We start from the raw sequence: 24,902 nt of genomic DNA on the forward strand, positions 1-24,902 counted from the left end.
CCGGCGGCGTGGCACGATTGCGGCCGAAATCGACGGAACGGATTCGCGCAGAGCGAATTGACAGAGGCCGTCAGTTCGTGGTCCGGAGGCTCTGGAAGCGATCGGGAAACCAGGAATGAACGAAATACGGCCTAAAACGCCGCCTACCTACGAGCAGTTGAGGACGATGGCCGGGCTGGAACTCGGCGTGTCGGAGTGGACGACGGTCGACCAGAACCGCATCGACCAGTTCGCTGAATGCACCGGCGACCATCAATGGATTCATGTCGACCCTGAAAGGGCGCGGCGGCAAAGCCCGTTCCGCACGACGATCGCGCATGGCTATCTGACGCTGTCGATCATCGGCGCACTGGCGCTCGGCATGGGCATCGTGCCCGAGAATACGCAGGCCGCCTTCAATTATGGCTTCGACAAGGTACGCTTCCTGGCACCGGTCAAGGTCGGTGCCCGCATCAGACTGCGCATCACGCTGCTGTCCATGGAGGACAGGGGCCCCGGCCAGTATCTGATGAAGGCCGCCAACACGGTCGAGATCGAAGGCGAGGAAAAGCCTGCTTTGATGGCCGAAACGCTGGTCATGCTTTATGAACGCCGCAAGCGGGCAGGGGCGTGAGAGGCTGTTCACCTGGAGCGCAAAATCAGAGGTCTTGTGATACTTCCACCAGCCTCTGCCGCTTGAACTCGGCGCGGGCCGAGAGCAGTGCGAGGAACAGTGCAGCCAGCGCCAGCACCGTGGCCGTCTGAAATGTGACCTGCATTCCCCGTGCTGCGGCCTCGGAACTCAGAAGTCCAATGCCTTCCTGCCCTTTGGCCGATGCGACGGCGAATATGGCGCCCATCACCGATGCGCCGGTGATCAGCCCGAGATTGCGCGAAAGGTTGAGCAGGCCGGAAACGACGCCGCGCTGGCCGGCGCCGACACCGGTCATGACGGCTGCATTGTTGGATGTCTGGAACAGGGCATAGCCGATGCAGGTGACGGTGATCGCAACGACATAGCCGGCAATGCCGAGTCTGGTCACGGCGAGCGACAGCAGGAACGTGCCTGTCGCGAGGCTGAGCAGGCCTGCGACCATCATCCTGTGGGCGCCGAAGCGGTCGGCCAGGCGTCCGGCCACCAGCGCCGACAAGGTCGAGACGAGCGGCCCGGTCGACAGCGCGAGGCCGACCATTGCGGCATCGAGCCCAAGTCCTCGCGACAGGTAGAACGGGGCCACCACCAGGGTCGCCATCATCACCGTGGCGACGACGAGGCTCATGGCGAGACTGGCGCTCAGTTGGAGGTCGCGGAAGCTGGCAAGCTGGATCAAGGGGTTTTTCACTCTCGCCTGCGCGGCGGCGAAGAGAAACACGCCGATGCCGGCAGCTATCAGCAGGCTGATGTTGAGTGCGCCGAAATTGCCTCGGCCAAACGTCATGGCCAGTGCATAGGCGGCCAGCGTCAAGGCCAGCAAGGCGGTGCCCACGACATCGAACGTGCCTCGGTCGACCTGCTGCGCTGTCTTGCTGTGTGCCGGCAGGGCACGCCAGGCGAGAGCGAAGGTGAGCACACCCAGCGGGACATTGACGAGGAAGATCGCTCGCCAGCCGAAGCCGGCGATCAAAAGGCCGCCGAGCGAAGGGCCAAGTGTCGTGCCGATCGCGGACATGGCGCCGAGCAGGCCCATGGCGCTGCCAATTCTGTCTTTGGTCACGGTTTCGGCGACAAAGGCCAGCGTCAGCGCCATCATCAGCGCCGCGCCAAGTCCCTGCACGGCGCGTGCGGCAATCAGCAGCCAGAGTGTCGGCGCCAGGCCGCAGAGCACCGATGCCGATGTGAACAGCGCGATGCCGCCAAGCAGCAACGGCCTGCGCCCGAACATGTCGGCCAGCCGTCCGGCGCTGACGATCAGTGTGGTGATGGCGAGCAGATAGGCCAGAACCACCCATTGCACGGACTGGAACGTCGCGTCGAAATCCTGCATCAGCGACGGTAGCCCGACGCTGGCAATGCTGGTTCCCAACGACGACAGCAGCGTGGCGAGCGACAGGCTTGCCAGCGCCCAGCGGGCGGATTGCATCCGTGGCGGCGCCGATGCGCGCCCGTCCAGATTTTGCTCGGCAATTGCCACGGCGATCCCCTTCCATCAGTCCATAACCGGAACTGCTGGAGATCTAGTCCCTTGGCAGATGTGGCGGAAGGCGCAGCGTTTGCATCTTACTCGTGCGTTTGGCGCCATATCATGCCATGATCCGCCGATGACATCGCCCGATCTCAATCTGCTGTTCGCTCTCGACGTCCTGCTGACCGAAGGCAGCGTGGCGCGCGCCGCCAACCGCCTGCGCCTCAGCCCCTCGGCGATGAGTCGGACGCTGGCGCGGCTGCGCCAGGCGACGGGCGATCCGCTGCTGGTTCGCTCCGGTCGCGGCTTGGTGGCTACGCCGCGTGCGGAAGAACTGCGACAACAGGCTGGTCGTGTCGTCCAGGATGCGGAGGCGCTGCTGCGTCCTGCCACCTTGCTCGATCTCCCGAGCCTGGACAGGGTCTTCACGCTGCGCACCAATGAGAGCTTCGTCGAAGAGTTCGCCCCTCGTCTCGTTGCCCGTATCCAGGCCGATGCGCCCGGCGTGCGGCTCCGCTTTGCACCGAAGTCCGATGGAGACGTCATGTCGCTGCGCGATGTGGCGATCGACCTGGACATAGGCGTCGCTGGCGAGACCGGACCGGAGGTGCGCATCCAGGCATTGCTTCGCGACCGCTTCATCGGCGCCGTGCGAATGGGCCATCCGTTGAGCGAGGGCACGGTGACGCCAGAGCGCTATGCCGCAGGCCGGCACATCAGCGTTTCACGGCGTGGCCGCGAGAAAGGGCCGATCGACGAGGCTTTGAACCGGCTCGGGCTGCAGCGGACAATCGTGTGCATGGTGTCCGGGTTCTCGGCAGCCCTTGCCATGGCCCGCACATCAGACCTGATCGCCAGCGTTCCGGAGCGGCACACCGAGGGCGCACGCGTCGGCATGCACAGTTTTGCCCTGCCTGTTGCCACGGCTGGGGTCACCATCTCCATGCTGTGGCACCCGCGCCTGGATGCCGATCCGGCGCAACGCTGGCTGCGCGACTGCGTGCGGGAGATCTGCGCGGCGTCTCGCTGACAACGATGAGAAGCCTGCGCCAATCGCCCAGGCTTCTCATCTGTCCCGTTTATTCGGTTTGGCGTTTCCGCAAATATCTCAGCGCGCTTAGTGTGAGCGTCGCCATGACCGAACAGTAGCCCACCAGCGGCCACGCCGTGTCTCCATCAAGCAGGATGATGAACAGCGTGCCGAGGATGCCGACGACAAGGCTCTGGATGCAGAAGTAGAGCGCGACGGCGGTTCCCGCGACATCGCCGAAGGCCTCGAGTGCGCCGTTCGCGGTGACCGAAACAGTGAAGACGATGCCCACGGCGATGACCCACATCGGGCCGACGAATGTGACGAAGGACGGTGCCGCGAATACCTGTCCGAATGCCAGCAGTGCCGCGCCGAGCAGCAACATCGCCATGCCGCGCGCGACGCTGCCCGCGATGTCCCAGTGTGCAATGAACCTTTTGGCGAAGCGGGTGGTCACGATCATGACCAGTGCCGCGGTGGCAAAGGCAAGGCTGAAACCGAGTTGTGAAAAGCCGGCGCGATCCATGAGCACCCGTGGCGCTGTCGAAAAGAACACGAAGAAGGCGCCCATGGCGGCGCTGAAGCCGAGCGTATAGGTCCAGAAGGCTAAGCTGGAGAGAATGGGACGAAACGCCATTCGCCTGTCGTTGCCATTGGTGGGCCGTGTTTCATGCCATCTCGGCCATGCGTTGAGGGTGGCGGCTACCGCCAGACCGCCGAGCGTCAGGAAGATCGCGCGCCAGCCGAGATTGTCGGCGATCAATGCACCGGCAACCGGCCCCAACGCCGGCACGAAGGCCAGCATCGAACTGAACAGGCCGTAGATGACGGCACTTTCAGGCCTCTGCGCATAAACGTCGCGAACCGTTGCAAAGGTCGCAACGAGAATGGCGGATGCACCGATGGCCTGCACGACCCGCAAGGCGACGAACACCATGGCCAGCGAGGTGCAGGCGAGCAGGCCGGAAGCGCCTGCAAATAAAAGCGCGCCGCCGATCAGCACCGGACGCCTGCCGATCCTGTCGGAAATCGGGCCGAAGACGATTTGGCCGAGCCCAAGACAGATCATGTAGAGGCTCAGCGTCAGCTGGATGACATCAGGCGATGTCTTGAGGATTCCCGGCATCGCCGGGACGATCGGGAGGTAGATATCCATGGCCAGCGAGGCCAGGATGTCGAAGGGCGCCATCAGCACCATGGCTGCTGGCAGGGAAGTGGTCCATGTCGGGTTTTTTGGACAAGGCATGATTGAACATCCGCTCAAATGGCTACATTTGGCGGCGATCTGCCGTTCTCACTGAAAATGGGAAATGACGGGCCGCCGCAACAACGAACTGCTGTTGCGGCCTACTTGTCTGCTGACTTGCTGGTTCCCATAACCACTATCCCGGAATGATTGCGCGGACATTCTCTCGAGTGCGCTCGCGGTTCCCTAGCAGCCGAAGGTTGCCCAGGCAACAGGATCAGCTTGATGGGCATCAACGCGCCATCGCAGCTTCGATCACCGTGAAAATCCGCTCGTCCGTGCATTGGGCGACGTTGAAGCGCAGGAAGCGGCTGGCCGTTCCAGACAGGCTGAACGCGTTGCCGGGCGCCAGCACGATGTTGTCGGCCAAAGCGCGGCGGGCCACTTCAGCCGCATCGACGCCATCCGGCAGGCTGCACCACAGGAACAGGCCGGCCGGCTGGTCGATCCAGGGTGAGATACCGATCGCCTTCAGACGAACGCTGGTCTCGCCCATGGCGCGGGCAAGCTTCGCGCGCAGCAAATCCATATGCTTGCGGTAGCTGCCGTCCTTGAGCAGCGTCAGCACCAGTTCGGCCGCGAGCCGGCCGCCGCCGAAGGTAGTGGCGATCTTGAGGTCGGTCAGGGGCTCGATCCAGTCGCGCGGTGCAGCGATGAAGCCGCAGCGAACCGACGCCGAAAGCGTTTTGGAGAAGCTGCCGATGTGGACAACGCGGTTGAGACCATCGAACGCCGCCAGCCTCGGGGCGGGCGCATGTTCGAAATCGGCGAAGATGTCGTCTTCGACGATGGTCAGATCCGATTGGTCGGCGAGCTTGAGCAGCCGATGGGCGGTGACTGGCGACAGCACCGCGCCGGTCGGGTTGTGGATGGCGGAATTGGTGATGTAGAGGCGCGGCCGGTGCTCGGCCAACGCTTGCGCGAATAGATCGATATCCGGCCCCGACGGCGTGTAGGGGACACTGACGACCTTGGCCCGGTGGGCGCGCAACAGAGCGTGGAAGTTGAAGTAGCAGGGGTCGTCGACCAGCACGGTGTCGCCCGGCTCGATCAGGAACCGGCACAACAGGTCGATGGCCTGCGTGCCTGATTCCGTCAGCATGATCTGCCCGGGAGAGGCCTCGATGCCGTGCCCGGCCATACGCCGCGCCAGCAATTGCCGCAGCGGTGGCAGGCCGAGCGGCGTGCCGTAATCGACCAGTGCGATATCGTCGGCACGCGCTACCGTGCGCAGTGCCCGGCGCAGACCTGCCTGCGGCATCCACGAGGCCGGCAGCCAGCCGCAGCCGGGTTTCAGCATGTCGTCGCCGGCCTCCAGGGACTGGCGTGAGATCCAGAGGGGGTCGACCGCGCGGTCGAGGCGAGGACCAATCTCGGCCAGCGACAGCGGCGCCAGCGATCCGGCGGCATAGAATCCGGAGCCCGGCCGCGAGCGGATCGCACCTTCGGCGGCGAGCCGCTCATAGGCTTCGACCACGGTGGATTTGGACACTCGCATGGATTTGGCAAAGGTGCGGATCGACGGCAATTGCGCTCCCGGCGTCAGGCTGCGCGCCGCGATCCGCTGGCGGATCGTCGCCATGACGCCTTCGACCAGCGTTCCGCTGCTCTCGCTTCCTGTTGTCTGTTTGTCCATCCGTACTGCTCTTCTAAGCATGACAGTTGTGTGTAATTGTACCGCATTGTCTCTGGCGATACTACCGGCTCCGCGCGATACGGAGCCGACAAACGGAGCATACGATGGACAAGACCGCGAGCGGCTGGATGAATGGATTCATCGGCGTGTTGATCTTCAGCGGCTCGCTGCCGGCAACGCGCGTGGCGGTCAGGGATTTCGATCCGACATTCCTGACTTCGGCCCGAGCGGCGATTGCCGGACTGCTTGGCCTGGCACTGCTGCTCCTGTTTCGGCAAAAGCGTCCGGAGCGCGGCGACCTGCTGTCGCTGGTGATCGTCGCGCTTGGCGTGGTGGTCGGCTTTCCCTTGCTGACCGCACTGGCGCTCAAGCACGTCACCACGGCCCATTCCATCATCTTCGTCGGCCTGCTGCCGCTGGCCACTGCGATTTTCGGCGTGCTGCGCGGCGGCGATCGGCCGCGCCCGGCGTTCTGGCTGTTTTCATGCATCGGCAGCGCGCTGGTCGCGGGTTTTGCCCTGACGCAGGGCGTGACGGCCTCGCCGGTGGGTGATGGTTTGATGCTGGCCGCCATCATCGCCTGCGGTCTGGGCTATGCCGAGGGTGCCGCGCTGTCACGCAAGCTTGGCGGCTGGCAAGTGATCTGCTGGGCGCTGGTGCTGTCGCTGCCGATCATGCTGGTGCTGACGCTGATGACCATGCCGCCGTCGTTCGACGGCGTCGGCGTCAGTGCGTGGATAGGGCTTGCCTATGTCTCGCTGTTCAGCATGCTGATCGGCTTCGTGTTCTGGTATCGCGGGCTGGCGCAAGGCGGCATCGCCGCGGTCGGGCAGTTGCAGCTGCTGCAGCCATTTTTCGGACTGGCACTGGCAGCGACGCTGCTGCACGAGCAGGTCAGCCCGCTGATGGTGGTCGTCACGCTTGGCGTCGTGCTTTGCGTCGTCGGCGCCAAGCGATTCGCGAAGCAGGAATTGCCACGACGCGCGATCGCCTGACGACGGTACCGTCCTCGCCTAAAACTTCGTGACCACCCCAATACCAATGCCCTCGAAGCCGCCCATCGCCATCAGGGCCGCGGGCGCCTCGTCGAGGCTGATCCTCTTGCCGACCAGCAGTTCGGGCTTCAGCTTGCCGTTGCGGATCATGTCCATCATCGCCTGGTAGCGGTAGGCCTGCATGCCGTGGCTGCCGAGGATTTCGAGTTCAAAGGCGATCACCTTGTCCATCGGCACCTGCGGCCGGGCATGCTCGCCCAGCATCAGGCCGACCTGCACATGGCGGCCGCGCCGGCGCAGATTGGATATCGAATTGAACGAGGTGGTGGGGTGGCCGAGCGCGTCCATCGACATGTGCGCGCCGCCATTGGTGATCTGCTTGACCGCCTTGACCACGTTCGGTGTCGTGGATGCATTGATGGTGGCGACGGCGCCGATCTTTTTGGCGAAATCCAGTTTCTCGTCGGTGAGATCGATGGCGATGACATTGGCGCCCATTGAACTGGCGATCATGATCGCCGACAGGCCGACGCCGCCGCAGCCATGCACCGCGACCCATTCGCCCGGCTTCACCCGGCCCTGGTCGACGATGGCTCGAAACGAGGTGACGAAGCGGCAGCCGAGGCTGGCGGCGGTGGCGAATTCCATCTCGTCGGGCAAGCGCACGAGATTGGTATCGGCGTGTTCGATGGCGACATATTCGGCGAACGAGCCCCAGCCGGTGAAGCCAGGCTGTGTCTGGTGTTCGCAGACCTGGTGATTGCCCGAATTGCACTCGAAGCAGCGGCCGCAGCCGACGGCGAACGGCACGGTGACGCGCTCGCCGGCTTTCCAGCGGGTGACCTGCTTGCCGGCGGCAACAACGACGCCGGCCAGCTCGTGGCCCGGCACATGCGGCAGCGTGATGCCGTCGTCATGACCCATCCAGCCATGCCAGTCGCTGCGGCACAGACCGGTCGCCTCGACCTTGATGACGACGCCATCAGCGGCCGGCTTCGGATCAGGAACGGTCTGGATCCTCGGCGCTTCGCCGAATTTCTCGAAGACGACGGCTTTCATCGGTCACTCCACCCTCTGTGCTGCAGGAAACGATAGCCGATTCCCTGTCTGGTCGAGCAGAAATCGATTCCGCCAGGCCTGTTGGCAGGCAGCAGCTCTTAACCGGTTCCGCGGTTGCGAAAGTCGGCAAGCCGGGTTTCGCCGGGGGCAAGCTGCCGCCCGTCCTCGGCATGTACTTCCAGTCGCTTGATCGGCCGGCTGGTGAGATTGTCGACCATGAAGGTATAGGGTTCGCCCGGTCCGGCGAAGTAGGTTTCGCCCCATTGCCGCAGGGCAACCAGGACATAGAACAGGCCGCGTCCCTTTTGCGTCAGCACATATTCATGATGCGCGCTGCCGTCGGGCGCCGGGACCGTTTCGAGGATGCCATGCGCGACAAGATTGCGCAGCCGCGACGACAGGATGTTCTTGGCGACGCCGAGGCTCTTCTGGAATTCGCCGAAGCGCCGCAAGCCGTCGAAGGCGTCACGCACGATGAGCAGCGACCACCAGTCGCCAATCGCGTCCAGTGGTCGCGCTATGAAGCAATCCGCTTCGTGGTGGCTCGTTCGTTTCACCATGGCAGTCGTCGGTCCAATGCTCTAATTTCGGTTGCAACATAAAACTGTTCCGCCTATCCAGCAAGAGGTTTCAAGTTGAAACCTTTTGTGGAGAGAGACATGAACATGCAGGTGGCGAACAGCGGTGCAACAAGCCTCGAGCAATCCGATGGGCCGCATCGGGTGGCGCCGCCGCCTACGGGATTGTCACGATTGACCGCGCTGATCTTCGCCATCGCCTGCGGCCTGAGCGTCGCCAATATCTATTTCGCTCATCCGCTGCTCGACGCCATAGCGCATGATTTTGCTATCGCGCCGGCCTCGGTCGGCATCGTGGTGACGGTCACGCAGATCGGCTATGGGCTCGGCCTGTTCTTCATCGTGCCGCTGGGCGACCTGTTCGATCGCCGCAAGCTGATTGCCGGGCAGGCGATTCTGTCTGCCGTGGCGCTGGTGGCGGTCGGGATCGCGCCCAACGCGGCGATGCTGCTGGCGAGCCTCGCGGTCGTCGGGCTGCTGGCGGTGGTGGTGCAGGTGCTGGTCGCCTTCGCTGCCGACCTCGCTGTAGCATCGGAGCGGGGGCGGGCGGTCGGCACCGTCACCAGCGGCGTCATCCTGGGCATCCTGCTTGCCCGCTTCGCTTCGGGGGTCGTCGCCGATTTCGCCGGCTGGCGCTGGGTTTATCTTGTCTCGGCCATGTTGACGCTCGTCATGGCGATGGTTCTCTACCTGATCCTGCCGCGCCACGAGGCGGAGCGGCCACGCACATCCTATCCACGCCTGCTCGCTTCGGTGCTGCTGCTGTTCGCGCAGGAGCCGCTGCTGCGCGTGCGGGCGGTGCTGGCCATGCTGATCTTCGCCAGCTTCAACGTGCTGTGGGCGCCGCTGGTACTGCCGTTCAGCGTCGCGCCATTTTCACTTTCGCATACCGAGATCGGGCTTTTCGGCCTTGCGGGCGTCGCCGGCGCGCTCGGTGCGCGCTGGACCGGCGGCCTCGTCGATCGTGGATGCGGCCAGTTGGTCACCGGCCTCAGCCTGCTGCTGATGATGGCGGCTTGGCTGCCGATCGCCTTCATGGGCATGTCTCTGTGGTTGCTCGTCGCCGGCATAGTCATGCTGGATCTGGCGATCCAGGCCGTCCACGTCACCAACCAGAGCCTGATCTTCGCCCGGCGGCCGGATGCGCGCAGCCGACTGGTTGGCGGCTACATGATCTTCTACTCGGTCGGCAGCGCCCTGGGCTCCATCGCCTCGACCATGGCTTATGGTGCAATGGGCTGGAATGGCGTCTGTGTGCTTGGCGCCGGCATCGGCCTGTTGGCGCTGCTGTTCTGGGCGTTGACGCGGCGCGTCGGCAGATAAGCCTATGGCCACGGCGCGGTGTCGAGAAGCGGCTGCCAGGCTCGGAACCAGTCGCTCGCCTCGGCCTGCCACGGCCAGATGCCGTCCACAGTGGGATAGATCAGCTGGAGAACACCGAAATCCAGGCCGTCGTAGAACCAGAGGTCCCAGCCGAAATGCTCGCGATAGTGTTCGATATGAACGGCGCCGAATTGACAGTCGAAACCTTCGATAAAACCGGACGATCGCTGCCCTGGTTGGAAAACCTCGCCGGAGCGGACGCGGCTGCAATACTCGTTGATGATGAACTGGGAGATTTCCGGCTTCAGGCCGATGACGATGAGTTCCGGCGCCTTGAAGTTGTGCTCTATTCCAACCGAATAGGTGAAAGGCGGATCGTCGCCTTCCTCCAGCACATGCAAGATGTGGCAGCCATAAGCCTCTATATCGGCCAGCGCCTTGGCTTCACCTGGGTCGGTGGCTTTTCTACTCGGCATCGATCTGGTTCCGGGGCGCGGCTTTCTGGAAGGCCGGCAGCGCCATGCAGGCGGCATTGATGCGCGCGATCGTCGGGTAGGGGGTCAAGTCGACGCCGAAGCGGGCGTTGCTGGCAATCTGCGCGGCGAGGCAGATGTCGGCCAGGCCCGGCGCGTCGCCATGGCAGAATGTACCCCTCTCCGCCGCCGACGCCATGATCTTTTCAAGCGGCTGAAAGCCCTCGTTCACCCAATGGCGGAACCAGTTGGCGATGTCTTCGTCGCCGGCGCCGAACAGCGTGCGCAGCGAGGTCAGCACGCGCAGATTGTTCACCGGGTGGATGTCGCAGGCGATCATCTGCGCCAGCATTCTCACGCGTGCCCGGCCGGCCGGGTCCTTCGGCAGCAGCGGTGGTTCCGGTTTGGTCTCGTCGAGGAACTCGATGATCGCCAGCGATTGCGTCAGCAGCGTGCCGTCGCCGAGCACCAGCGCCGGCACCAGGCCTTGCGGATTGACCGCGAGATAGGCTGGTTCCAGATGTTCGCCATGGCGCAGATGATGCGGGACATAGTCGTAGCTCAGCCCCTTCATCTCCAGCGCGATCCGCACCCGGTAGGAGGTGGAGGAACGGTAGTAATTATGCAGGACGAGGCCGCTCATGCGCTCACTTCGGCTGGCCGATGGTCACTTCGATGGTGCCGATGCCGTCGACGCCGCCGGTCATCGTGTCGCCGGGGCCAACCGCGCCGACGCCTGCCGGCGTACCGGTGAAGATCAGGTCGCCGGGCTCGAGCTCCATCGCCTCGCTGCAGATCGACACGATATCCGATATTGGCCAGATCAGTTCAGCGAGGTCGGCATCCTGCCTGACCTTGCCGTTGACGGCGAGCCAGATGCGGCCCTTCTGTGGGTGGCCGGATTTCGCCGCGGGGATCAGCGGGCCGCAAGGCGCGGAGCGGTCGAAGGCCTTCGACCAGTCCCACGGACGGGCGGCCTTCTTGGCCTCGTCCTGCAGATCGCGGCGAGTGAGGTCGATGCCGACGCCGTAGCCCCAGACGTGGTCCAGCGCCTTGTCGCGGGCAATGCGGAAGCCGGCTTTGCCGATCGCAGCCACCAATTCGATCTCGTGGTGTAGATCGGCCGTCAGCGGCGGGTAGGGGATAGCGGTGCCGGAATCGACCACCGCGTCGGCCGGCTTGGTAAAGAAGAAGGGCGGATCACGCTCGTCATTGCCGAATTCGCGGGCATGCGCCGCGTAGTTGCGGCCGACGCAGTAGATACGGCGCACCGCGAAACGATCGGACGAGCCCGCAATGGCCACCGATGCGGTTGCGGGCAAGGGAAGGACGAATTCTGTCATGTGGGTCTCTGCTTGGTTGCCGGAACATTCGACCGATTTGGGGGCCTGGACAAGGCGATTTGGTCGAGAAAGTGCCGGCGGCACTTTCCGCCGGAGATGGCGATATACTATTTGGCAATAATCTGGCCATGCTGACGAGGCTATTCTAATCGCCCACGAACTGAAATGAACCCCTATGACCGCAACCCACGATCGCGCCCGGTTCCTGATCATCGACGATCACCCGCTGTTTCGCGAGGCGCTGCACAGCGCCGTGCAGATGGCCTACCCGGAAGTCGACACCGTGGAGGCGCGCTCGATCACCGAGGCGCTGGACCTTCTGGCCGGCGCCAAGCCGTTCGATCTCGCGCTGCTCGACCTCAACATGCCCGACGTGCATGGCTTTGAAGGCCTGCTGCAGCTCCGGACCCGCTATCCGCGCCTGCCGGTGGTCATCGTCTCGGGCTATGAGGAGCCGAAGATCATTTCCGAGGCGCTGTCCTATGGTGTCGCCGGCTTTATCCCGAAATCGGCGCGCAAGAGCGACCTCGCCGCCGCCATACGCTCGGTGATGGAAGGCGCGATCTATGTGCCGGAAACTTATGAAGGCCGCACACCCGACGCTGAAAGCGTCGACCGCGCCGACATGGTGCAGCGCCTGTCGACGCTGACGCCCCAGCAACTGCGCGTGCTGCAGATGCTGCGCCAGGGCCTGCTCAACAAGCAGATCGCCTACGAGCTGCAGGTGGGAGAGACCACCGTGAAAGCGCATGTCTCGGAGATATTGCGCAAGCTCAATGTCTACAGCCGCACGCAGGCGGTGATCGAGGTTTCGAAGCTGGACAATGCGGAGCTGTTTCGGGATCAGGCTGGGTTTTGAGGCTCGCCGTCCCTCATCCAAGTAGGGTTGTCACCACCACGCTCAACACTGGCTGGGCGAACGTGGTAAAAGTGCACTGTCACCGTAATTCGAAAATCGCAACAATTTCGGCCTCTACATCTATTGGTACAGTAGCTCATCCCTCGCCGCATATGCAGCCATCGTTTCTCTAAATAGTCTTATCATACCAAACGCGCCGATAACCATTTGAGCAGCGCCTCGCCTTCCTTTCAGTTTCTCCATTAATATATCCCTCTTCGCAAGAATGTGGCCTTGAGATGCAGCGCTTTTTAGAAATATTTCAGCATCCGGATCAGTCGGTTCATTTTTCTGTATCAAGCGATAGCACCAGTAGGCGGCGGACGGGTTCCGGGTGGAGATTTTTTTAAACAGCTCTAAAGATTCAATATTGTCGCCAATTCTTTGTTTCAACCCAGCAATTCTATAAGTTGCCATTTCGATTCCGCCACTTTCTGCAATCGAATAGTAACTTACCGCCAGATCATCATCGTGACAATCGGTATTACTGTCATAAACTATCCCCAGAGAATACGCCGCCGCCGCTTTCTTGCTCTCATAGTTCATTGCGTCTAAGAGAATTGATATTGCTTTCTCCACTTCACCCTTGTGGAGGGCTTCCTTGGCTTGAACTAAATGCGTGTCGTCATCGGACATAGGTAGCTCCTCTTTCAATCATCACCTTTGCGCTATCAAATGCGTTGACAGTATGCACTATGGGCCGGGAGGACATATTAAGAGTGCACTGTCACCGTAATTGCCGGATCTCACAGTCGCGCCTGGACGATGCCCCTCATAATCACGGCACCGCGTCAGCGCGCATGAGCGTTACCTTCCTTATCCCATCTGCCGTGCCGCTTTTTATGGGGACGCCAAAATTATCAAGCACGTCCTTGCGACTGGATGAAAAGGAATGTCCAAGAGGTCTCGATCCAAATTGTCAAACTACTGCGTGCGGATACGTAATGTATGCGGACTTCCGGAAGATCATCGTCAACTTTTTTTCGGAATTTCCAATATTTAAACGGTGGCGATCTCAAAAGTGACGCCTCCGTCTTTCCAAGTAGTTAAGCATCGAATTGGTTATTGTCTAAGCCAGCAAATGTGCCAGCAGCGCCCTTAGCTGTGCCGGCTTCAGCGGCTTGCGCATCAGTTCGATGCCGCCGGAGCGGGCGGCTTTGGCGACCGCTTCCGAACTGTCGGCGGTGACGATCAGCGCCGGCACGGCGCGGCCGAGATAATCGCGGACTTCGGCGATGGTCGTGGTGCCGAGATCGCCGCCGTCGAGATGCTGGTCGGCAATGACGATGTCGGGCACCCAGTCGGTGTCGCCAAGCATGTCGAGCGCATCGTCGGTCGAGGTCGCGGCCCGCACCAGGCATTGCCAGCGTTCGAGCAGGAAGGTCATGGCCTGCAGCACTTCGATATCGTTCTCGACCAGCAGCACCTTGGTGCCGAACAGGCCATAGCCGCGCGGCCGTTCCATATCGGCAACGCTAGCGATGGCATCGGCTGGCGCACCGATGCCGACGGGAACATCGATGTGGAAGATCGTGCCGCGTCCGACCTTCGACGAGAATGTCACGGGATGGCCGAGCGCGCTGGCCATGCGGCGCACGATGGCAAGCCCGAGCCCGAGACCGCCACCGTCCAGTTCGGCATTGGCCGGCGAGGTGCCGCGATGGAACTCCTCGAATACCGCCTCGCGCTGGTCGTCGGGAATGCCGCAGCCCGTATCGGCGACGTCGATGCGGATGGTGTCGCCGCGATGTCTGGTGCCGACAAGCACGCCGCCCGAGCGTGTATAGCCCAGCGCGTTGGAAAGAATGTTCTGCAGGATGCGGCGCAGCAGCGTGCGGTCGGAGCGGACGACGGCATGGACCGGCCGGAATTTCAGCGACAGGCCTTTCATCTCCGCCACCGGCAGGAAATCCGAGCGGAGCGACGAGAACAGCGCCTCCAGGCTGACATCGCTTATGTCGGGCTGCACCACGCCGGCATCGAGCTTTGAGATGTCGAGCAGCGTTCTAAGCAGATCCTCCATCGTCTCCAGCGAGCGCTCGACCTGCCGCACCAGTTTCTTGCCCTCGTCACTGGTCTGAACTTCGGCGAGCGCCGAAACCGAGAGATGGGCCGCGTTCAGCGGCTGCAGCACGTCGTGGCTGGCAGCGGCGAGGAAACGGGTTTTCGACAGGTTCGCCAGTTCGGCGTTTTCCTTGGCGGCGCTGAGGTCGATGTTCGACTGCTCCAGCCGGCGCAAGGTCGAGTGCAGTTCCTCGGTGCGGGTGCGCACCCGGTTTTCCAGCGAAATCGCGGTCTGGAACAGCGAAAAGGCGTTGCCTTGCTGGTCCATAGAGCGCTCGACGCGGCTGACCAGTGCCGCGTTGATCTTCTTCAGCTTTTCAAGATCGTTTATGTCCCTCAGCGGCATCTTGTTGCGCCGTCCTATTCCGCCGCCTGGCGCTCGCCGAAGGCGATGCCGGTAAAAGTCTGATTCAGATGCATCGACCGGTACTGTTCGCCATAGGTGCCGAAGCCGATGACATTGTTGACCCGGTAGAGTTCCGAAATCTCGCGAAACACCTGCCGATTGCGCGCGTCGAGCCGGCGCAGCACGCAGTCGAAGCCGAGGATCATGTCGATGCCGCCAAGCCTCTCCTCGACATCGCGCAGGGCGGCGCGCGTCGATTCGACCATGTCCTTTGGTTGGGCGATCGACAGCACGACGCCATCGTCTATGGCGCAGAAGAACGACAGCGAGCCGTCGGCATGCATCTTCTGGATCGATCGGCAATAATATTGGCCGCCCACCTTCACCACCACGGGATGCGAGGCGAAGCTCAGTGGCGTCAGCATCTGCGCGACGATGCCGACGGACGCGGCATATTCCTGCGCTGCATTGGTGGCGTTGAATTCGCGCACGATGCGGTGATCGGGATCGGAAGCCGTCACCACCAGTTTTTCATCGGTGGGAACGAAGTTGTCGGTCTTGAAGACATGGAAGGGAATTTCGGTCGATATCAGCACGATGATGGCGCTGTCGGAGGTGACCTTGCCGTTCGAGATCAGGCGCGTCGTCTCGAATTTCAGATCGTCGCCGGCGGAGCCGCCAAGCAGCGGTATGTCATCGAGGCCCCAGTGGATGGCTGAACTCACCGCTTCTTCGGCATAAGAGAGCCCGTCGATGAAGCAGAGCGCGAAAGTGCCTTTGGTCCGATCGCAACCGAGGCGCGCGCGCAGCGATCGCCGCAGGGTCTCCACCTCGCCGGTGATCCTGTCCATACCCGACGAGGACAGATTTTCGACCATCACGCTAACGGCGGTGAACGCGGTGGACGGAAGCAGCATGGCCAGCACATGACCATCCTCGAGACCTTGCGGCGTGATCTCGCCGGCAGTCGAACAGCCGGCGTGGTGGAGCGCCGGTGCGTGGGTCATGAGCGCCTGGGAAAGGGCGCTGGCTTCGACTAGGCTCTGGGAAAAGAACAGCAGGGCAAAGCCTGCGTCGATGGCGGCTGCTTCCAGTGCGATCGCCTTGGCGAACGCCTCCATGTCGGGCTCGTCCGTGGTGAGCGCCGACAGGCCGCATGCATAGCGCGTCTGTGAATTGGCCAGCGATGTTCTCCGCATTTCCTCCGACGCTTTTTTGTGCGCGGCTGTTTTTAAATGCTTCTGGCGCGCGGGCGTCGACCGACATTGTTGCCTTCAATCGGCGGTTTGGCAATGGGGCCACCGGCACCGCATGTTTGGGCGCGGCCATGACCGAAAGTACAATGTTCCGCGTTTGCGACGTGCTGTTTTTTGTCCGATGTGCGGTGTACGAATAATGCACCACCGAAGCGCGAATACCGCGTCGGCAGCGTGGATACCAAGGTTGATACCCAGGGAGGGACCATGTCGGACGTTTCGTTGATGGTGAACGGAAAGCGGGTCAGCGGTGCTGCCGAGGACCGAACACTTCTGGTTCACTTCCTGCGGGAAAATCTCGGTCTTACCGGCACGCATGTCGGTTGCGACACCTCGCAATGCGGTGCCTGCGTCGTCCACGTCGATGGCAAGGCGGTCAAATCCTGTACGATGCTCGCGGTGCAGGCCTCCGGCTCCACCGTGTTGACGATCGAGGGCCTGGCCAATGGCGCCGACCTGCATCCGGTGCAGGCTGCCTTCAAGGAACATCACGGGCTGCAATGCGGCTTCTGCACGCCCGGCATGATCATGACGGCGACCGACATGATCAGCCGCCACCCCGAAGGGCTCGACGAGGCGACGGTGCGTGCCGAACTCGACGGCAACATCTGCCGCTGCACCGGCTACCACAACATCGTCAAGGCGATCCTCGCCGCATCGATGACGATGAAGGGGTCGAAGGGTAAGGCGAAACAAGCTGCTTAGGCAAGGGAATAAGGGAGTAGGGCAGTAGGGGAGTAGGGCAAAAAGGCCAACGCAACGAGGCCTCTTTTTCCCTACTCCCTTACTCCCCTACTGCCCTACTCCCATAAATTCCGGAGGAATTTCTGATGGGCATTGAAGGTGTTGGCGCTCGGGTCGCGCGCAAGGAAGACAAACGGTTCATCACGGGCGCCGGCCGCTATGTCGACGACATGGTGGTTCCCGGGATGAAGCACGCCGCCTTCGTGCGCAGTCCGCACGCGCATGCGCAGATCAAGAAGATCGATGTGAAGAAGGCTCAAGGCATGCCCGGCGTCATCGGCGTGCTGACCGGCAAGGAACTCAAGGCCGACGGCATCGGCAATCTCATCTGCGGCTGGATGATCCACTCCAAGGACGGCTCGCCGATGAAGATGGGGGCATGGTCGCCACTGGCGTTCGACCGGGTCCGCTATGTCGGCGACGCCGTCGTCATCGTCGTCGCCGAGACCAAGGGGCAGGCGCGTGATGCCGCCGAGGCGGTCGAGATCACCTACAAGGAGCTCAAGGCCGTCGTCGATGCTTCCAAGGCGATGGACAAGGGTGCGCCGCAGATCCACCCCGAAGCGGACAACAATCTGATCTTCGACTGGGACATCGGCAATGCCGACGACACCGTGGCGGCCTTCGGGAAGGCAGCCCATGTCGTCAAGATGGACATCATCAACAACCGGCTGGTGCCCAACGCCATGGAGCCGCGCGCCGCACTTGGCCATTACGACAAGGCTGAGGATCACTACACCTGCTGGACGACCTCGCAGAATCCGCATGTGGCGCGGCTGGTGATGAGCGCCTTCTACAATGTCGCGCCGGAAAACAAGCTGCGCGTGATCGCGCCCGATGTCGGCGGCGGCTTCGGCTCGAAGATCTACATCTATCCCGAAGAGATCGTCTGCCTGTGGGCGTCGAAGAAGACCGGCGTGCCGGTCAAATGGGTGGCCGACCGGACCGAGAGCTTTCTGACCGACGCGCATGGCCGCGACCATCACACCCATGCTGAAATGGCCTTCGACAAGGACCACAGGATCCTCGGCCTGAAGGTGGAAACCCAAGCGAATCTTGGCGCCTATATGTCGCTGTTTTCATCAGCGACGCCGACCTATCTCTATGCGACGCTGCTGTCGGGCCAGTACAACATCCCGGCCATCCACGCCAATGTGAAGGCGATATACACCAACACCGCGCCCGTCGATGCCTATCGCGGGGCAGGGCGGCCGGAAGCGACCTTCGTCATGGAGCGCATGATGGAGACGGCGGCCCGCCAGTTCGGCGTTTCGCCGGCTGAGCTGCGGCGCAAGAACTTCGTCACAGCGTTTCCGCATCAGACGCCGGTCATCATGTGCTACGACGCCGGCGACTATGCCGCTTCGCTCGATGCGGCAATGCAGGCGTCGGATTATGCCGGCTTCGCCAAGCGCAAGGCCGCCGCCGCCAACAAGGGGTTGCTGCGCGGCATCGGCATGAGCTGCTACATCGAGGCCTGCGGCATCGCGCCGTCAGCGGCCGTCGGCTCGCTCGGCGCCGGTGTCGGCCTTTGGGAATCGGCGGAAGTGCGCGTCAACGCGGTCGGCACGATCGAGGTGCTGACCGGCTCTCACAGCCACGGCCAAGGCCATGAGACGACCTTCGCGCAACTGGTCAATGAGCGCTTCGGCGTGCCGCTCGATTCGGTCTCGATCGTCCATGGCGACACCGACAAGGTGCAGATGGGCATGGGCACCTATGGCTCGCGCTCGGGTGCGGTCGGCATGTCAGCCATCGTCAAGGCGCTCGACAAGGTCGAGGCCAAGGCCAAGAAGATCGCGGCGCACCTGCTCGAGGCCGACGAAGGCGACATCATCATCGAGAACGGCGCGCTGAAGGTGGCCGGCACCGACAAGAACGTGCCGTGGTTCCAGATGGCGCTGGCCGCCTACACTGCCCACAACCTGCCGGGCGGCATGGAGCCCGGGCTCAAGGAGACGGCGTTCTACGATCCGTCGAATTTCACCTTCCCGGCGGGCTGCTATATCTGCGAGGTCGAGGTCGACCCGGAAACCGGCGTCACCGAGATCGTCCAGTTCGTCGCCGCTGACGATTTCGGCAACATCATCAACCCGATGATCGTCGAGGGCCAGGTGCATGGCGGCCTGGCGCAAGGCATTGGCCAGGCACTGCTCGAAGGCGCCTATTACGACAACAGCGGACAATTGCTGACCGCGAGCTACATGGATTACACCATGCCGCGCGCCGGCGATCTGCCGTCGTTCAAGGTCTCGACCTCGAACACGCCTTGCCCGGGCAATCCGTTGGGGATCAAGGGCTGCGGCGAGGCCGGCGCCATCGGCTCACCGCCGGCGGTGATCAACGCCATCACTGATGCCATCGGCAGCAACGATCTTGCCATGCCGGCTTCGCCGTCCACCGTGTGGGCCGCGATCCGCGCGACGAAACATTGAACGCGAATGGCGAATAGGGAGTAGCGAATAGGGGAGAACGCGATGTTCGCTACTTCCTGTTCGCTCTTTCACCCAGGGGAGAAAGAGAAATGTACGCAGTCAACTATCACCGCGCCGCCTCGGTCGCCGATGCCGCCAAGCTGATCAAGACCGGCGACGCCAAGCTGCTTTCGGGCGGCATGACGCTGATCCCGGCGATGAAGACGCGGCTTGCCGCGCCGTCCGACCTTGTCGACCTGTCGCGGATCACGGAGCTGCAGGGCGTCACAGTGTCGGGCAAGACCGTCGCCATCGGCGCCGCCACCACGCATCACGCTGTTGCCAATGACGAGAAGCTGAAGAAGGTCTGTCCGGCGCTTTCCCATCTGGCATCGCTGATCGGTGATCCGGCGGTGCGCCACAAGGGGACGATCGGCGGCTCGATCGCCAACAACGATCCGGCGGCCGATTATCCGGCGGCGCTGCTGGCGCTGGGCGCCACCATCATCACCAACAAGCGCCAGATATCAGCCGACAAATTCTTCAAAGGCCTGTTCGAAACGTCGTTGAAGGATGGCGAAATCGTCACCGCCGTCACCTTCACCGCGCCGGCCAAGGCGGCCTATGAAAAATTCCGCAATCCGGCATCGCGCTACGCCATCGTCGGCGTGTTCGTGGCCAAGGGCAAGGATGGCGTCAGCGTCGCCGTCACAGGTGCCGGCGACGACGGCGTTTTTCGTTCGAAGGAAATCGAGGCAGCATTGGCCAAGAATTTTGCGGCCTCGGCACTCGAAGGGGTGAAAGTGCCGGCGAAGAATTTGATGACCGACATCCATGCCTCGGCCGACTATCGCGCCAATCTGATCGCGGTGATGGCCAAGCGCGCGGTGGCTGCCGCCAACGCCTGATACGGTCAGTTGTGAACACGGGAGAAGGGGTCATGCGGCCCCTTTCCTTTTGGGACGACCTGTAGTTGTCCAACTTTTGATGGAATCGCCCCCCGCACCAATCGTTTGCCTGAGCAATTTCTTCCGCCGACACTTCACCTGGAACTGCACCGGCGGCAATCTCGCACTTGCACAAATCCATACTGCACTGCAATATGGATTTGGGCGGGAATGCGAGCTGGGTTCGAAATGTACCGTCGTACCCTTCGCATACCTATTGCGAGAGGATCGGCATGACCGACATTTCCGCGACGCATGTCGTTCCGTCCCGATCCGCCGCCGACAGATCAACCAGAACAAGACTGGCCTATCTCGACGGCTGGCGCGGGCTTTCGATCGCGCTGGTGCTGATCGGCCATTTCTTTCCGGTTCCGGGAATCAATCTTGGCGTGCTGGGCGTCGAATTCTTCTTCGTGCTCAGCGGCCGGCTGATGGGCGAGATCCTGTTCATCGAACGCTACCCGCTGAAAAAATTCTTCAAACGCCGCTTCTCCCGCATCTATCCAGCTCTTCTGGTCTTCGTAGTCGTCGCGATGATCGCGCTGGCCGGCACGTTCATCGCCTTCAAATGGAAGGCGGCGCTGACGGCGCTGACATTCACCTACAACTATGCCGGCATTCTCGTGACGCGGGCAGGGGCGCTCGACCATATCTGGTCGCTCTGCATCGAGGAGCACGCCTACATGATCCTGGCGCTGATCAGCGTCATCGTCTCAAGTCGCTCTCGCGTGGTCGTGCTGCTCCTGGCGCTGGCCTTGCTGGCCATGGCCAATGGCGCGGTTTCGTACTGGGTCTTCGGGATGGACTACGAAACCACGTATTGGCGCACCGACGTGCACATCGCGTCGATCCTGCTGTCGGCTTCGATCTGCCTGCTCAAGGCCGATGGCAGGCTGCCTGCGTTTTTGAGAGGCAAGCATGTGGCCCTGGTGGCAACGTTCTGTGCCGTTGTCCTGTTCCTGGATCAGGTGCCGACGCCGATCCACTATCTCTTCGCGGTGCCGCTGCTGGCGCTGGCCGTCAACGCACTCGATTTCAGCCCACGGTATTTTTCCGGATTGCTGTCCTCCTGGCCGATGGCGACGCTGGGCCTGTGGTCGTACTCGCTCTATCTGTGGCAGCAGCCGTTCTACAAATTCGTCTATGAACAAGGCAGCGCGCCGATCCCGATGCTGGCCGGCGTTTTTGCCTGCGCGCTCTGCAGCTACTACCTCATCGAGCGCCCGGCGCGCGAATGGCTCAACCGCAACTGGTGAATGCCGTCGTGCCCGGCCAGATGATCGCGAGTGCAGGTGGAGTGGATCGCGCTTCATAAGCAGACAATCAATTAATTATCTCTAATATAATTTTTTGGAAAGTAATGACCTGCTTTCGATATAGGCCAGTCTCATTAGACATTGGTTATGACAGGCATTCCTTATTGCCTCACCGGCTCACCCGCCTAGTTTGTTCGCAGGACACATCTGAGAAGATGGTTCGAAGACGCATCTGGGAGGATGGAATGGACACGACCGGGGAGAGGGCGGGCGGCTGGCTCGACCGCTCACGCACCGTCGCCGAGCCTGGCTTCAGCAGGTGGATGGTGCCGCCAGCGGCGCTCTGCATACACCTTTGCATCGGCCAGGCCTATGCGTTCAGCGTTTTCAACCTGCCGATGTCGAAGCTGATCGGCATCACCGACTCGGCGCCCGACGACTGGAAGCTGACCGGCCTTGGCTGGATTTTCTCGATCGCGATCCTGTTCCTGGGCATTGCGGCGGCGTTCGGCGGCGGCTGGCTGGATCGTGTCGGGCCGCGCAAAGCCATGGTCGCTTCCGCCTGCTGTTTCGGTGGCGGCTTCATTGTCTCGGCGCTCGGCGTCTATCTGCACCAGTTGTGGATCATCTATCTCGGCTACGGCGTGCTGGGCGGCATCGGTCTCGGCCTCGGCTACATCTCGCCGGTCAAGACGCTGATCACCTGGTTTCCGGACCGGCCGGGCATGGCAACCGGCATGGCGATCATGGGCTTCGGCGGCGGCGCCTTCATCGCCTCGCCGCTGTCGGTTTATCTGATGAAGCTGTTTTCGACGCCTGAGCATATCGGCGTCGCTGAAACCTTCCTCGTGCTGGGCATCGTCTATTTCGTCTTCATGCTGATTGGGGCTGTTATCGTCAGGGTGCCGCCGGAGGGCTGGCGGCCCGCCGGATGGACGCCGCCGGCGGCACAGGATGCGATGGTGACGACGTCCAATGTCCATCTCGACGATGCGTTGAAGACGCCGCAGTTCTGGCTGCTTTGGGGTGTGCTGTGCCTTAACGTCACGGCAGGCATTGGCGTGCTCGGGCAAGCCTCGGCCATGAGCCAGGAGATGTTCCCGGGACGCATCTCGCCGGCCGCTGCTGCCGGTTTCGTCGGCCTGTTGTCGATCTTCAACATGCTCGGCCGCTTCTTCTGGGCCTCGACCAGCGATTATATCGGCCGCAAGACAACCTATGCCATCTTCTTCGCGCTGGGCGTCGTCCTCTATGCGGCGGTGCCTTGGACCGGCCAGACCGGCAGCGTCTTCCTGTTCGTGCTGTTCTACGGGATCATCCTCAGCATGTATGGCGGCGGCTTCGCCACCATTCCCGCCTACCTGCGCGACGTCTTCGGCGTGCGTTACGTCGGCGCCATCCACGGCCGAATGCTGACCGCGTGGTCGGTGGCGGGCGTGCTTGGCCCGGTGCTGGTGAATTATATCAGGCAGTACCAGATCGACAGCGGCGTGGCGAAGGCCGACGCCTACACGGTCACCATGTACATCATGGCCGGCCTGCTGGTTGTCGGCCTCCTGCTCAACCTGATGATGCGGCCGGTCAATGCACGCTTCCACATGAAGACCGAACCAGCGGTGGCTTAGAGCCAGTTCCATCCCGCTAGAATCGGGATGGGCTCTATCGTATTGTTTGAGCTTGATCTTTTCCGAAACCGGAGCCCACTTTTCGGGATCATGCTCCGAGGAGACCGACATGGCGCAAGGCAACGGCAATTCGATCAAACTGACGCTGGCCTGGCTGCTGGTCGGCATCCCATTGGTCTGGGGGTTCTGGATGACGCTGGTGAGTGCGACAGCCTTGTTCCAGTAGCCCCGTCTTCAGCTCGATCCGCCTGGCCTCAGACGGAGGTTCGTCTGATGTAATAGCGGACTGCTTTCTTGCCGCCGTGGATGACGGCGTCGCCGGCCTCAGTGAAGCCAAGGGCGGCGTGAAAGGCATCCGAGGCGGGGTTCGGCGGGTCGGTGTTGACTTCGCAGGTGACCAGATTGTAGCCGGCGCGCTCAACATGGCCGAACAGATCCTGATAGAGCCGGCGGGCATGGCCGCGGCCGCGCGCATGCGCCGCCACGACGACGCGGTCGACATAGACGAACCGCTCATAGCGCTCGCGGAACCACAGGAAGTTCGGGCTGTCGTAGCGGGCGTCCTGGTCGAAGGTCATGATGAAGGCTTCGAGATCGCCGATGCGCCTGGTGTAAAACGCTTCGCCAAGCAGGAAAGACAGCCGCTCAGCCTCCAGCCACGACAGTTCGGCGGCATGCTCGTTGTTGAGCGCCAGGATCGCCGCTTCGTCTGCGGCCGATACACGGGCTATCGGGGCAGGGGTCGAGGTCATGCCTTCGCCGCCGCGATCGTTGCCGCCACCAGCGGTGTGTCGGTGAGCGTGTTGCGATACTCGCGATCGAGATCGGAGCCACCCATGCCGACATGGGGATTGCGGTAGTCCATGGCACTCGGCACATCCTTGAGGGCGGCAAAATGCATTTCGGACAGGCCGGTTTTGCTGCGCACTTCGGCAATGTTGTGCAAATCCAGGCCGCCGCAGCCGAGGATGACGATGCGGTCGCCGGCCTGCCGCACCAGATCCGCCAACAGCGGCAAGCCTTCGATGGCAGTGTCACGCTGGCCGCTGGTCAGCACGCGGCCGACCTTGCTGCGGATCAGCGATTCGAGCGCCTCGGCCGGGTCGCGCGTCATGTCGAAGGCGCGATGGCAGGTGACGTTCAAGGGGCCAGCGGCTTGCGTCAGTTCGCTCATACGCGCCTCATCCATGGTGCCATCGGCGTTCAGGCAGCCAAACACCACGCCGGGCACGCCGAGTTCGCGCAGTGCCGAGACATCGGCCAGCATCGAGGCGTATTCGGTCTCACTGTAGAGAAAATCGCCGCCGCGCGGCCGCACCATGACGTGAAACGGCACGCTTGCCTGCTCGATGGCGGCGCGGACCGTGCCGAGGCTCGGCGTGATGCCGCCTTCGATGAGGCTGGCGCATAGTTCGACCCGGTCGGCGCCGGCGGCTTGCGCCGCGAGAAGGCCGTCAATGCCTTCGACACAGATTTCGATCAGCGGCAGGCGGAGAGCTTTGGTCAAGGGGCGATCCAGTCCATGATTTCCCGGCCAGCCCTAGCACCGGGCCGGCTGCTGCGAAAG

At 62.4% G+C, this 24,902-nt stretch carries 24 protein-coding genes; 11 read left to right on the plus strand and 13 right to left on the minus strand.

Going from position 1 to position 24,902, the window contains the following annotated elements; translation table 11 throughout:
• The first annotated feature begins 115 nt into the window (after window positions 1–115).
• Window positions 116–613 (plus strand): MaoC family dehydratase, encoded by a 498-nt coding sequence (locus NKJ00_RS08065; RefSeq protein ID WP_023812239.1) that lies wholly within the window; start codon window positions 116–118, stop codon window positions 611–613.
• A gap of 25 nt (window positions 614–638) precedes the next feature.
• Here NKJ00_RS08065 and NKJ00_RS08070 read toward each other — a convergent pair whose 3' ends face one another.
• Window positions 639–2,111 carry an MFS transporter gene (locus tag NKJ00_RS08070; protein WP_023812238.1) on the minus strand — a complete coding sequence of 491 codons (1,473 nt, stop codon included), beginning with the start codon at window positions 2,109–2,111 and terminating at the stop codon, window positions 639–641.
• Window positions 2,112–2,238: 127 nt separating this feature from the next.
• Here NKJ00_RS08070 and NKJ00_RS08075 point away from each other — a divergent pair, with 127 nt between their 5' ends.
• Window positions 2,239–3,132, plus strand: a complete 894-nt coding sequence (locus tag NKJ00_RS08075) for a LysR family transcriptional regulator (RefSeq protein ID WP_023812237.1) — start codon at window positions 2,239–2,241, stop codon at window positions 3,130–3,132.
• A gap of 49 nt (window positions 3,133–3,181) precedes the next feature.
• Here the strand turns inward: NKJ00_RS08075 and cml are convergent, their stop codons facing one another.
• The gene (gene cml / locus NKJ00_RS08080; protein ID WP_023812236.1) at window positions 3,182–4,378 is read right to left on the minus strand and encodes a CmlA/FloR family chloramphenicol efflux MFS transporter; all 1,197 of its coding nucleotides are present in this window, start codon (window positions 4,376–4,378) and stop codon (window positions 3,182–3,184) included.
• 232 nt (window positions 4,379–4,610) lie between these two features.
• The gene (locus NKJ00_RS08085) at window positions 4,611–6,014 is read right to left on the minus strand and encodes an aminotransferase-like domain-containing protein (RefSeq protein WP_023812235.1); all 1,404 of its coding nucleotides are present in this window, start codon (window positions 6,012–6,014) and stop codon (window positions 4,611–4,613) included.
• A gap of 104 nt (window positions 6,015–6,118) precedes the next feature.
• Between NKJ00_RS08085 and NKJ00_RS08090 the strand changes: the two genes are divergently transcribed.
• Window positions 6,119–7,009 carry a DMT family transporter gene (locus NKJ00_RS08090; protein WP_023812234.1) on the plus strand — a complete coding sequence of 297 codons (891 nt, stop codon included), beginning with the start codon at window positions 6,119–6,121 and terminating at the stop codon, window positions 7,007–7,009.
• 18 nt (window positions 7,010–7,027) lie between these two features.
• On the opposite strand, the gene NKJ00_RS08095 is transcribed toward NKJ00_RS08090, so the two are convergent.
• Window positions 7,028–8,068 (minus strand): zinc-dependent alcohol dehydrogenase family protein, encoded by a 1,041-nt coding sequence (locus NKJ00_RS08095; RefSeq protein ID WP_023812233.1) that lies wholly within the window; start codon window positions 8,066–8,068, stop codon window positions 7,028–7,030.
• Window positions 8,069–8,166: 98 nt separating this feature from the next.
• Window positions 8,167–8,628 (minus strand): winged helix-turn-helix transcriptional regulator, encoded by a 462-nt coding sequence (locus NKJ00_RS08100; protein ID WP_023812232.1) that lies wholly within the window; start codon window positions 8,626–8,628, stop codon window positions 8,167–8,169.
• 99 nt (window positions 8,629–8,727) lie between these two features.
• On the opposite strand from NKJ00_RS08100, the gene NKJ00_RS08105 reads away from it, so the two are divergent.
• Window positions 8,728–9,969 carry an MFS transporter gene (locus NKJ00_RS08105; protein ID WP_352629379.1) on the plus strand — a complete coding sequence of 414 codons (1,242 nt, stop codon included), beginning with the start codon at window positions 8,728–8,730 and terminating at the stop codon, window positions 9,967–9,969.
• A 2-nt stretch (window positions 9,970–9,971) separates the two neighbouring features.
• On the opposite strand, the gene NKJ00_RS08110 is transcribed toward NKJ00_RS08105, so the two are convergent.
• The 3 genes from NKJ00_RS08110 to NKJ00_RS08120 are packed head-to-tail and all read right to left on the minus strand — an operon-like array spanning window position 9,972 to window position 11,785.
• Window positions 9,972–10,445 (minus strand): DUF4262 domain-containing protein, encoded by a 474-nt coding sequence (locus tag NKJ00_RS08110; RefSeq protein WP_023812230.1) that lies wholly within the window; start codon window positions 10,443–10,445, stop codon window positions 9,972–9,974.
• Window positions 10,435–11,085, minus strand: coding sequence for a maleylacetoacetate isomerase (gene maiA, locus NKJ00_RS08115; protein WP_023812229.1), 651 nt, complete (start codon window positions 11,083–11,085; stop codon window positions 10,435–10,437). The genes NKJ00_RS08110 and maiA overlap by 11 nt, the downstream gene beginning before the upstream one ends.
• A 4-nt stretch (window positions 11,086–11,089) precedes the next feature.
• Window positions 11,090–11,785 (minus strand): fumarylacetoacetate hydrolase family protein, encoded by a 696-nt coding sequence (locus tag NKJ00_RS08120; protein WP_023812228.1) that lies wholly within the window; start codon window positions 11,783–11,785, stop codon window positions 11,090–11,092.
• Between the two features lie 175 nt (window positions 11,786–11,960).
• Here NKJ00_RS08120 and NKJ00_RS08125 point away from each other — a divergent pair, with 175 nt between their 5' ends.
• Window positions 11,961–12,644, plus strand: coding sequence for a response regulator (locus NKJ00_RS08125; RefSeq protein ID WP_023812226.1), 684 nt, complete (start codon window positions 11,961–11,963; stop codon window positions 12,642–12,644).
• Between the two features lie 120 nt (window positions 12,645–12,764).
• Here NKJ00_RS08125 and NKJ00_RS08130 read toward each other — a convergent pair whose 3' ends face one another.
• From NKJ00_RS08130 to NKJ00_RS08140, 3 genes are all read right to left on the minus strand, one after another.
• Window positions 12,765–13,319: a tetratricopeptide repeat protein gene (locus NKJ00_RS08130; RefSeq protein WP_031213515.1), complete on the minus strand. Its 555-nt coding sequence runs from the start codon at window positions 13,317–13,319 to the stop codon at window positions 12,765–12,767.
• Window positions 13,320–13,752: 433 nt separating this feature from the next.
• Window positions 13,753–15,093 carry a hybrid sensor histidine kinase/response regulator gene (locus NKJ00_RS08135; protein WP_023812224.1) on the minus strand — a complete coding sequence of 447 codons (1,341 nt, stop codon included), beginning with the start codon at window positions 15,091–15,093 and terminating at the stop codon, window positions 13,753–13,755.
• A gap of 14 nt (window positions 15,094–15,107) precedes the next feature.
• Entirely contained in the window at window positions 15,108–16,292 is a 1,185-nt protein-coding gene (locus NKJ00_RS08140; protein ID WP_050592709.1) for an FIST signal transduction protein, read from the minus strand.
• A gap of 264 nt (window positions 16,293–16,556) precedes the next feature.
• Here NKJ00_RS08140 and NKJ00_RS08145 point away from each other — a divergent pair, with 264 nt between their 5' ends.
• The 6 genes from NKJ00_RS08145 to NKJ00_RS32205 all read left to right on the plus strand — a co-directional run bounded on the left by NKJ00_RS08145 (window position 16,557) and on the right by NKJ00_RS32205 (window position 23,561).
• Window positions 16,557–17,054 carry a (2Fe-2S)-binding protein gene (locus NKJ00_RS08145; protein WP_127291588.1) on the plus strand — a complete coding sequence of 166 codons (498 nt, stop codon included), beginning with the start codon at window positions 16,557–16,559 and terminating at the stop codon, window positions 17,052–17,054.
• A gap of 125 nt (window positions 17,055–17,179) precedes the next feature.
• Complete coding sequence (locus NKJ00_RS08150) at window positions 17,180–19,528, plus strand: xanthine dehydrogenase family protein molybdopterin-binding subunit (protein WP_352629381.1); 2,349 nt, start codon at window positions 17,180–17,182, stop codon at window positions 19,526–19,528.
• Window positions 19,529–19,617: 89 nt separating this feature from the next.
• Window positions 19,618–20,415: an FAD binding domain-containing protein gene (locus NKJ00_RS08155; RefSeq protein ID WP_352629383.1), complete on the plus strand. Its 798-nt coding sequence runs from the start codon at window positions 19,618–19,620 to the stop codon at window positions 20,413–20,415.
• Window positions 20,416–20,687: 272 nt separating this feature from the next.
• Entirely contained in the window at window positions 20,688–21,710 is a 1,023-nt protein-coding gene (locus tag NKJ00_RS08160; protein ID WP_352552390.1) for an acyltransferase family protein, read from the plus strand.
• A 245-nt stretch (window positions 21,711–21,955) separates the two neighbouring features.
• Complete coding sequence (locus NKJ00_RS08165; protein ID WP_352629385.1) at window positions 21,956–23,335, plus strand: L-lactate MFS transporter; 1,380 nt, start codon at window positions 21,956–21,958, stop codon at window positions 23,333–23,335.
• Window positions 23,336–23,444: 109 nt separating this feature from the next.
• Window positions 23,445–23,561 (plus strand): MFS transporter small subunit, encoded by a 117-nt coding sequence (locus tag NKJ00_RS32205; protein WP_502906405.1) that lies wholly within the window; start codon window positions 23,445–23,447, stop codon window positions 23,559–23,561.
• 28 nt (window positions 23,562–23,589) lie between these two features.
• Here NKJ00_RS32205 and NKJ00_RS08170 read toward each other — a convergent pair whose 3' ends face one another.
• On the minus strand, window positions 23,590–24,087 hold the full coding sequence (locus tag NKJ00_RS08170) for a GNAT family N-acetyltransferase (RefSeq protein WP_352629387.1): 498 nt from the start codon (window positions 24,085–24,087) through the stop codon (window positions 23,590–23,592).
• A complete protein-coding gene (locus NKJ00_RS08175; protein ID WP_245455919.1) occupies window positions 24,084–24,842 on the minus strand; it encodes a copper homeostasis protein CutC in 759 nt (252 codons plus the stop codon). The genes NKJ00_RS08170 and NKJ00_RS08175 overlap by 4 nt, the downstream gene beginning before the upstream one ends.
• Window positions 24,843–24,902: the final 60 nt, after the last annotated feature.

The organism is Mesorhizobium sp. M0227 (assembly GCF_040321855.1).
GTDB lineage: Bacteria > Pseudomonadota > Alphaproteobacteria > Rhizobiales > Rhizobiaceae > Mesorhizobium.

Bases quoted from the DNA above. Each gene is read 5' to 3' on its own strand.
- NKJ00_RS08065 (WP_023812239.1), top strand. From the start codon at position 116: ATGAACGAAATACGGCCTAAAACGCCGCCTACCTACGAGCAGTTGAGG.
- NKJ00_RS08075 (WP_023812237.1), top strand. From the start codon at position 2,239: ATGACATCGCCCGATCTCAATCTGCTGTTCGCTCTCGACGTCCTGCTG.
- cml (WP_023812236.1), bottom strand. From the start codon at position 4,378: ATGCCTTGTCCAAAAAACCCGACATGGACCACTTCCCTGCCAGCAGCC.
- NKJ00_RS08085 (WP_023812235.1), bottom strand. From the start codon at position 6,014: ATGGACAAACAGACAACAGGAAGCGAGAGCAGCGGAACGCTGGTCGAA.
- NKJ00_RS08090 (WP_023812234.1), top strand. From the start codon at position 6,119: ATGGACAAGACCGCGAGCGGCTGGATGAATGGATTCATCGGCGTGTTG.
- NKJ00_RS08095 (WP_023812233.1), bottom strand. From the start codon at position 8,068: ATGAAAGCCGTCGTCTTCGAGAAATTCGGCGAAGCGCCGAGGATCCAG.
- NKJ00_RS08100 (WP_023812232.1), bottom strand. From the start codon at position 8,628: ATGGTGAAACGAACGAGCCACCACGAAGCGGATTGCTTCATAGCGCGA.
- NKJ00_RS08105 (WP_352629379.1), top strand. From the start codon at position 8,728: ATGAACATGCAGGTGGCGAACAGCGGTGCAACAAGCCTCGAGCAATCC.
- NKJ00_RS08110 (WP_023812230.1), bottom strand. From the start codon at position 10,445: ATGCCGAGTAGAAAAGCCACCGACCCAGGTGAAGCCAAGGCGCTGGCC.
- maiA (WP_023812229.1), bottom strand. From the start codon at position 11,085: ATGAGCGGCCTCGTCCTGCATAATTACTACCGTTCCTCCACCTCCTAC.
- NKJ00_RS08120 (WP_023812228.1), bottom strand. From the start codon at position 11,785: ATGACAGAATTCGTCCTTCCCTTGCCCGCAACCGCATCGGTGGCCATT.
- NKJ00_RS08125 (WP_023812226.1), top strand. From the start codon at position 11,961: ATGACCGCAACCCACGATCGCGCCCGGTTCCTGATCATCGACGATCAC.
- NKJ00_RS08130 (WP_031213515.1), bottom strand. From the start codon at position 13,319: ATGTCCGATGACGACACGCATTTAGTTCAAGCCAAGGAAGCCCTCCAC.
- NKJ00_RS08135 (WP_023812224.1), bottom strand. From the start codon at position 15,093: ATGCCGCTGAGGGACATAAACGATCTTGAAAAGCTGAAGAAGATCAAC.
- NKJ00_RS08140 (WP_050592709.1), bottom strand. From the start codon at position 16,292: ATGCGGAGAACATCGCTGGCCAATTCACAGACGCGCTATGCATGCGGC.
- NKJ00_RS08145 (WP_127291588.1), top strand. From the start codon at position 16,557: ATGTCGGACGTTTCGTTGATGGTGAACGGAAAGCGGGTCAGCGGTGCT.
- NKJ00_RS08150 (WP_352629381.1), top strand. From the start codon at position 17,180: ATGGGCATTGAAGGTGTTGGCGCTCGGGTCGCGCGCAAGGAAGACAAA.
- NKJ00_RS08155 (WP_352629383.1), top strand. From the start codon at position 19,618: ATGTACGCAGTCAACTATCACCGCGCCGCCTCGGTCGCCGATGCCGCC.
- NKJ00_RS08160 (WP_352552390.1), top strand. From the start codon at position 20,688: ATGACCGACATTTCCGCGACGCATGTCGTTCCGTCCCGATCCGCCGCC.
- NKJ00_RS08165 (WP_352629385.1), top strand. From the start codon at position 21,956: ATGGACACGACCGGGGAGAGGGCGGGCGGCTGGCTCGACCGCTCACGC.
- NKJ00_RS32205 (WP_502906405.1), top strand. From the start codon at position 23,445: ATGGCGCAAGGCAACGGCAATTCGATCAAACTGACGCTGGCCTGGCTG.
- NKJ00_RS08170 (WP_352629387.1), bottom strand. From the start codon at position 24,087: ATGACCTCGACCCCTGCCCCGATAGCCCGTGTATCGGCCGCAGACGAA.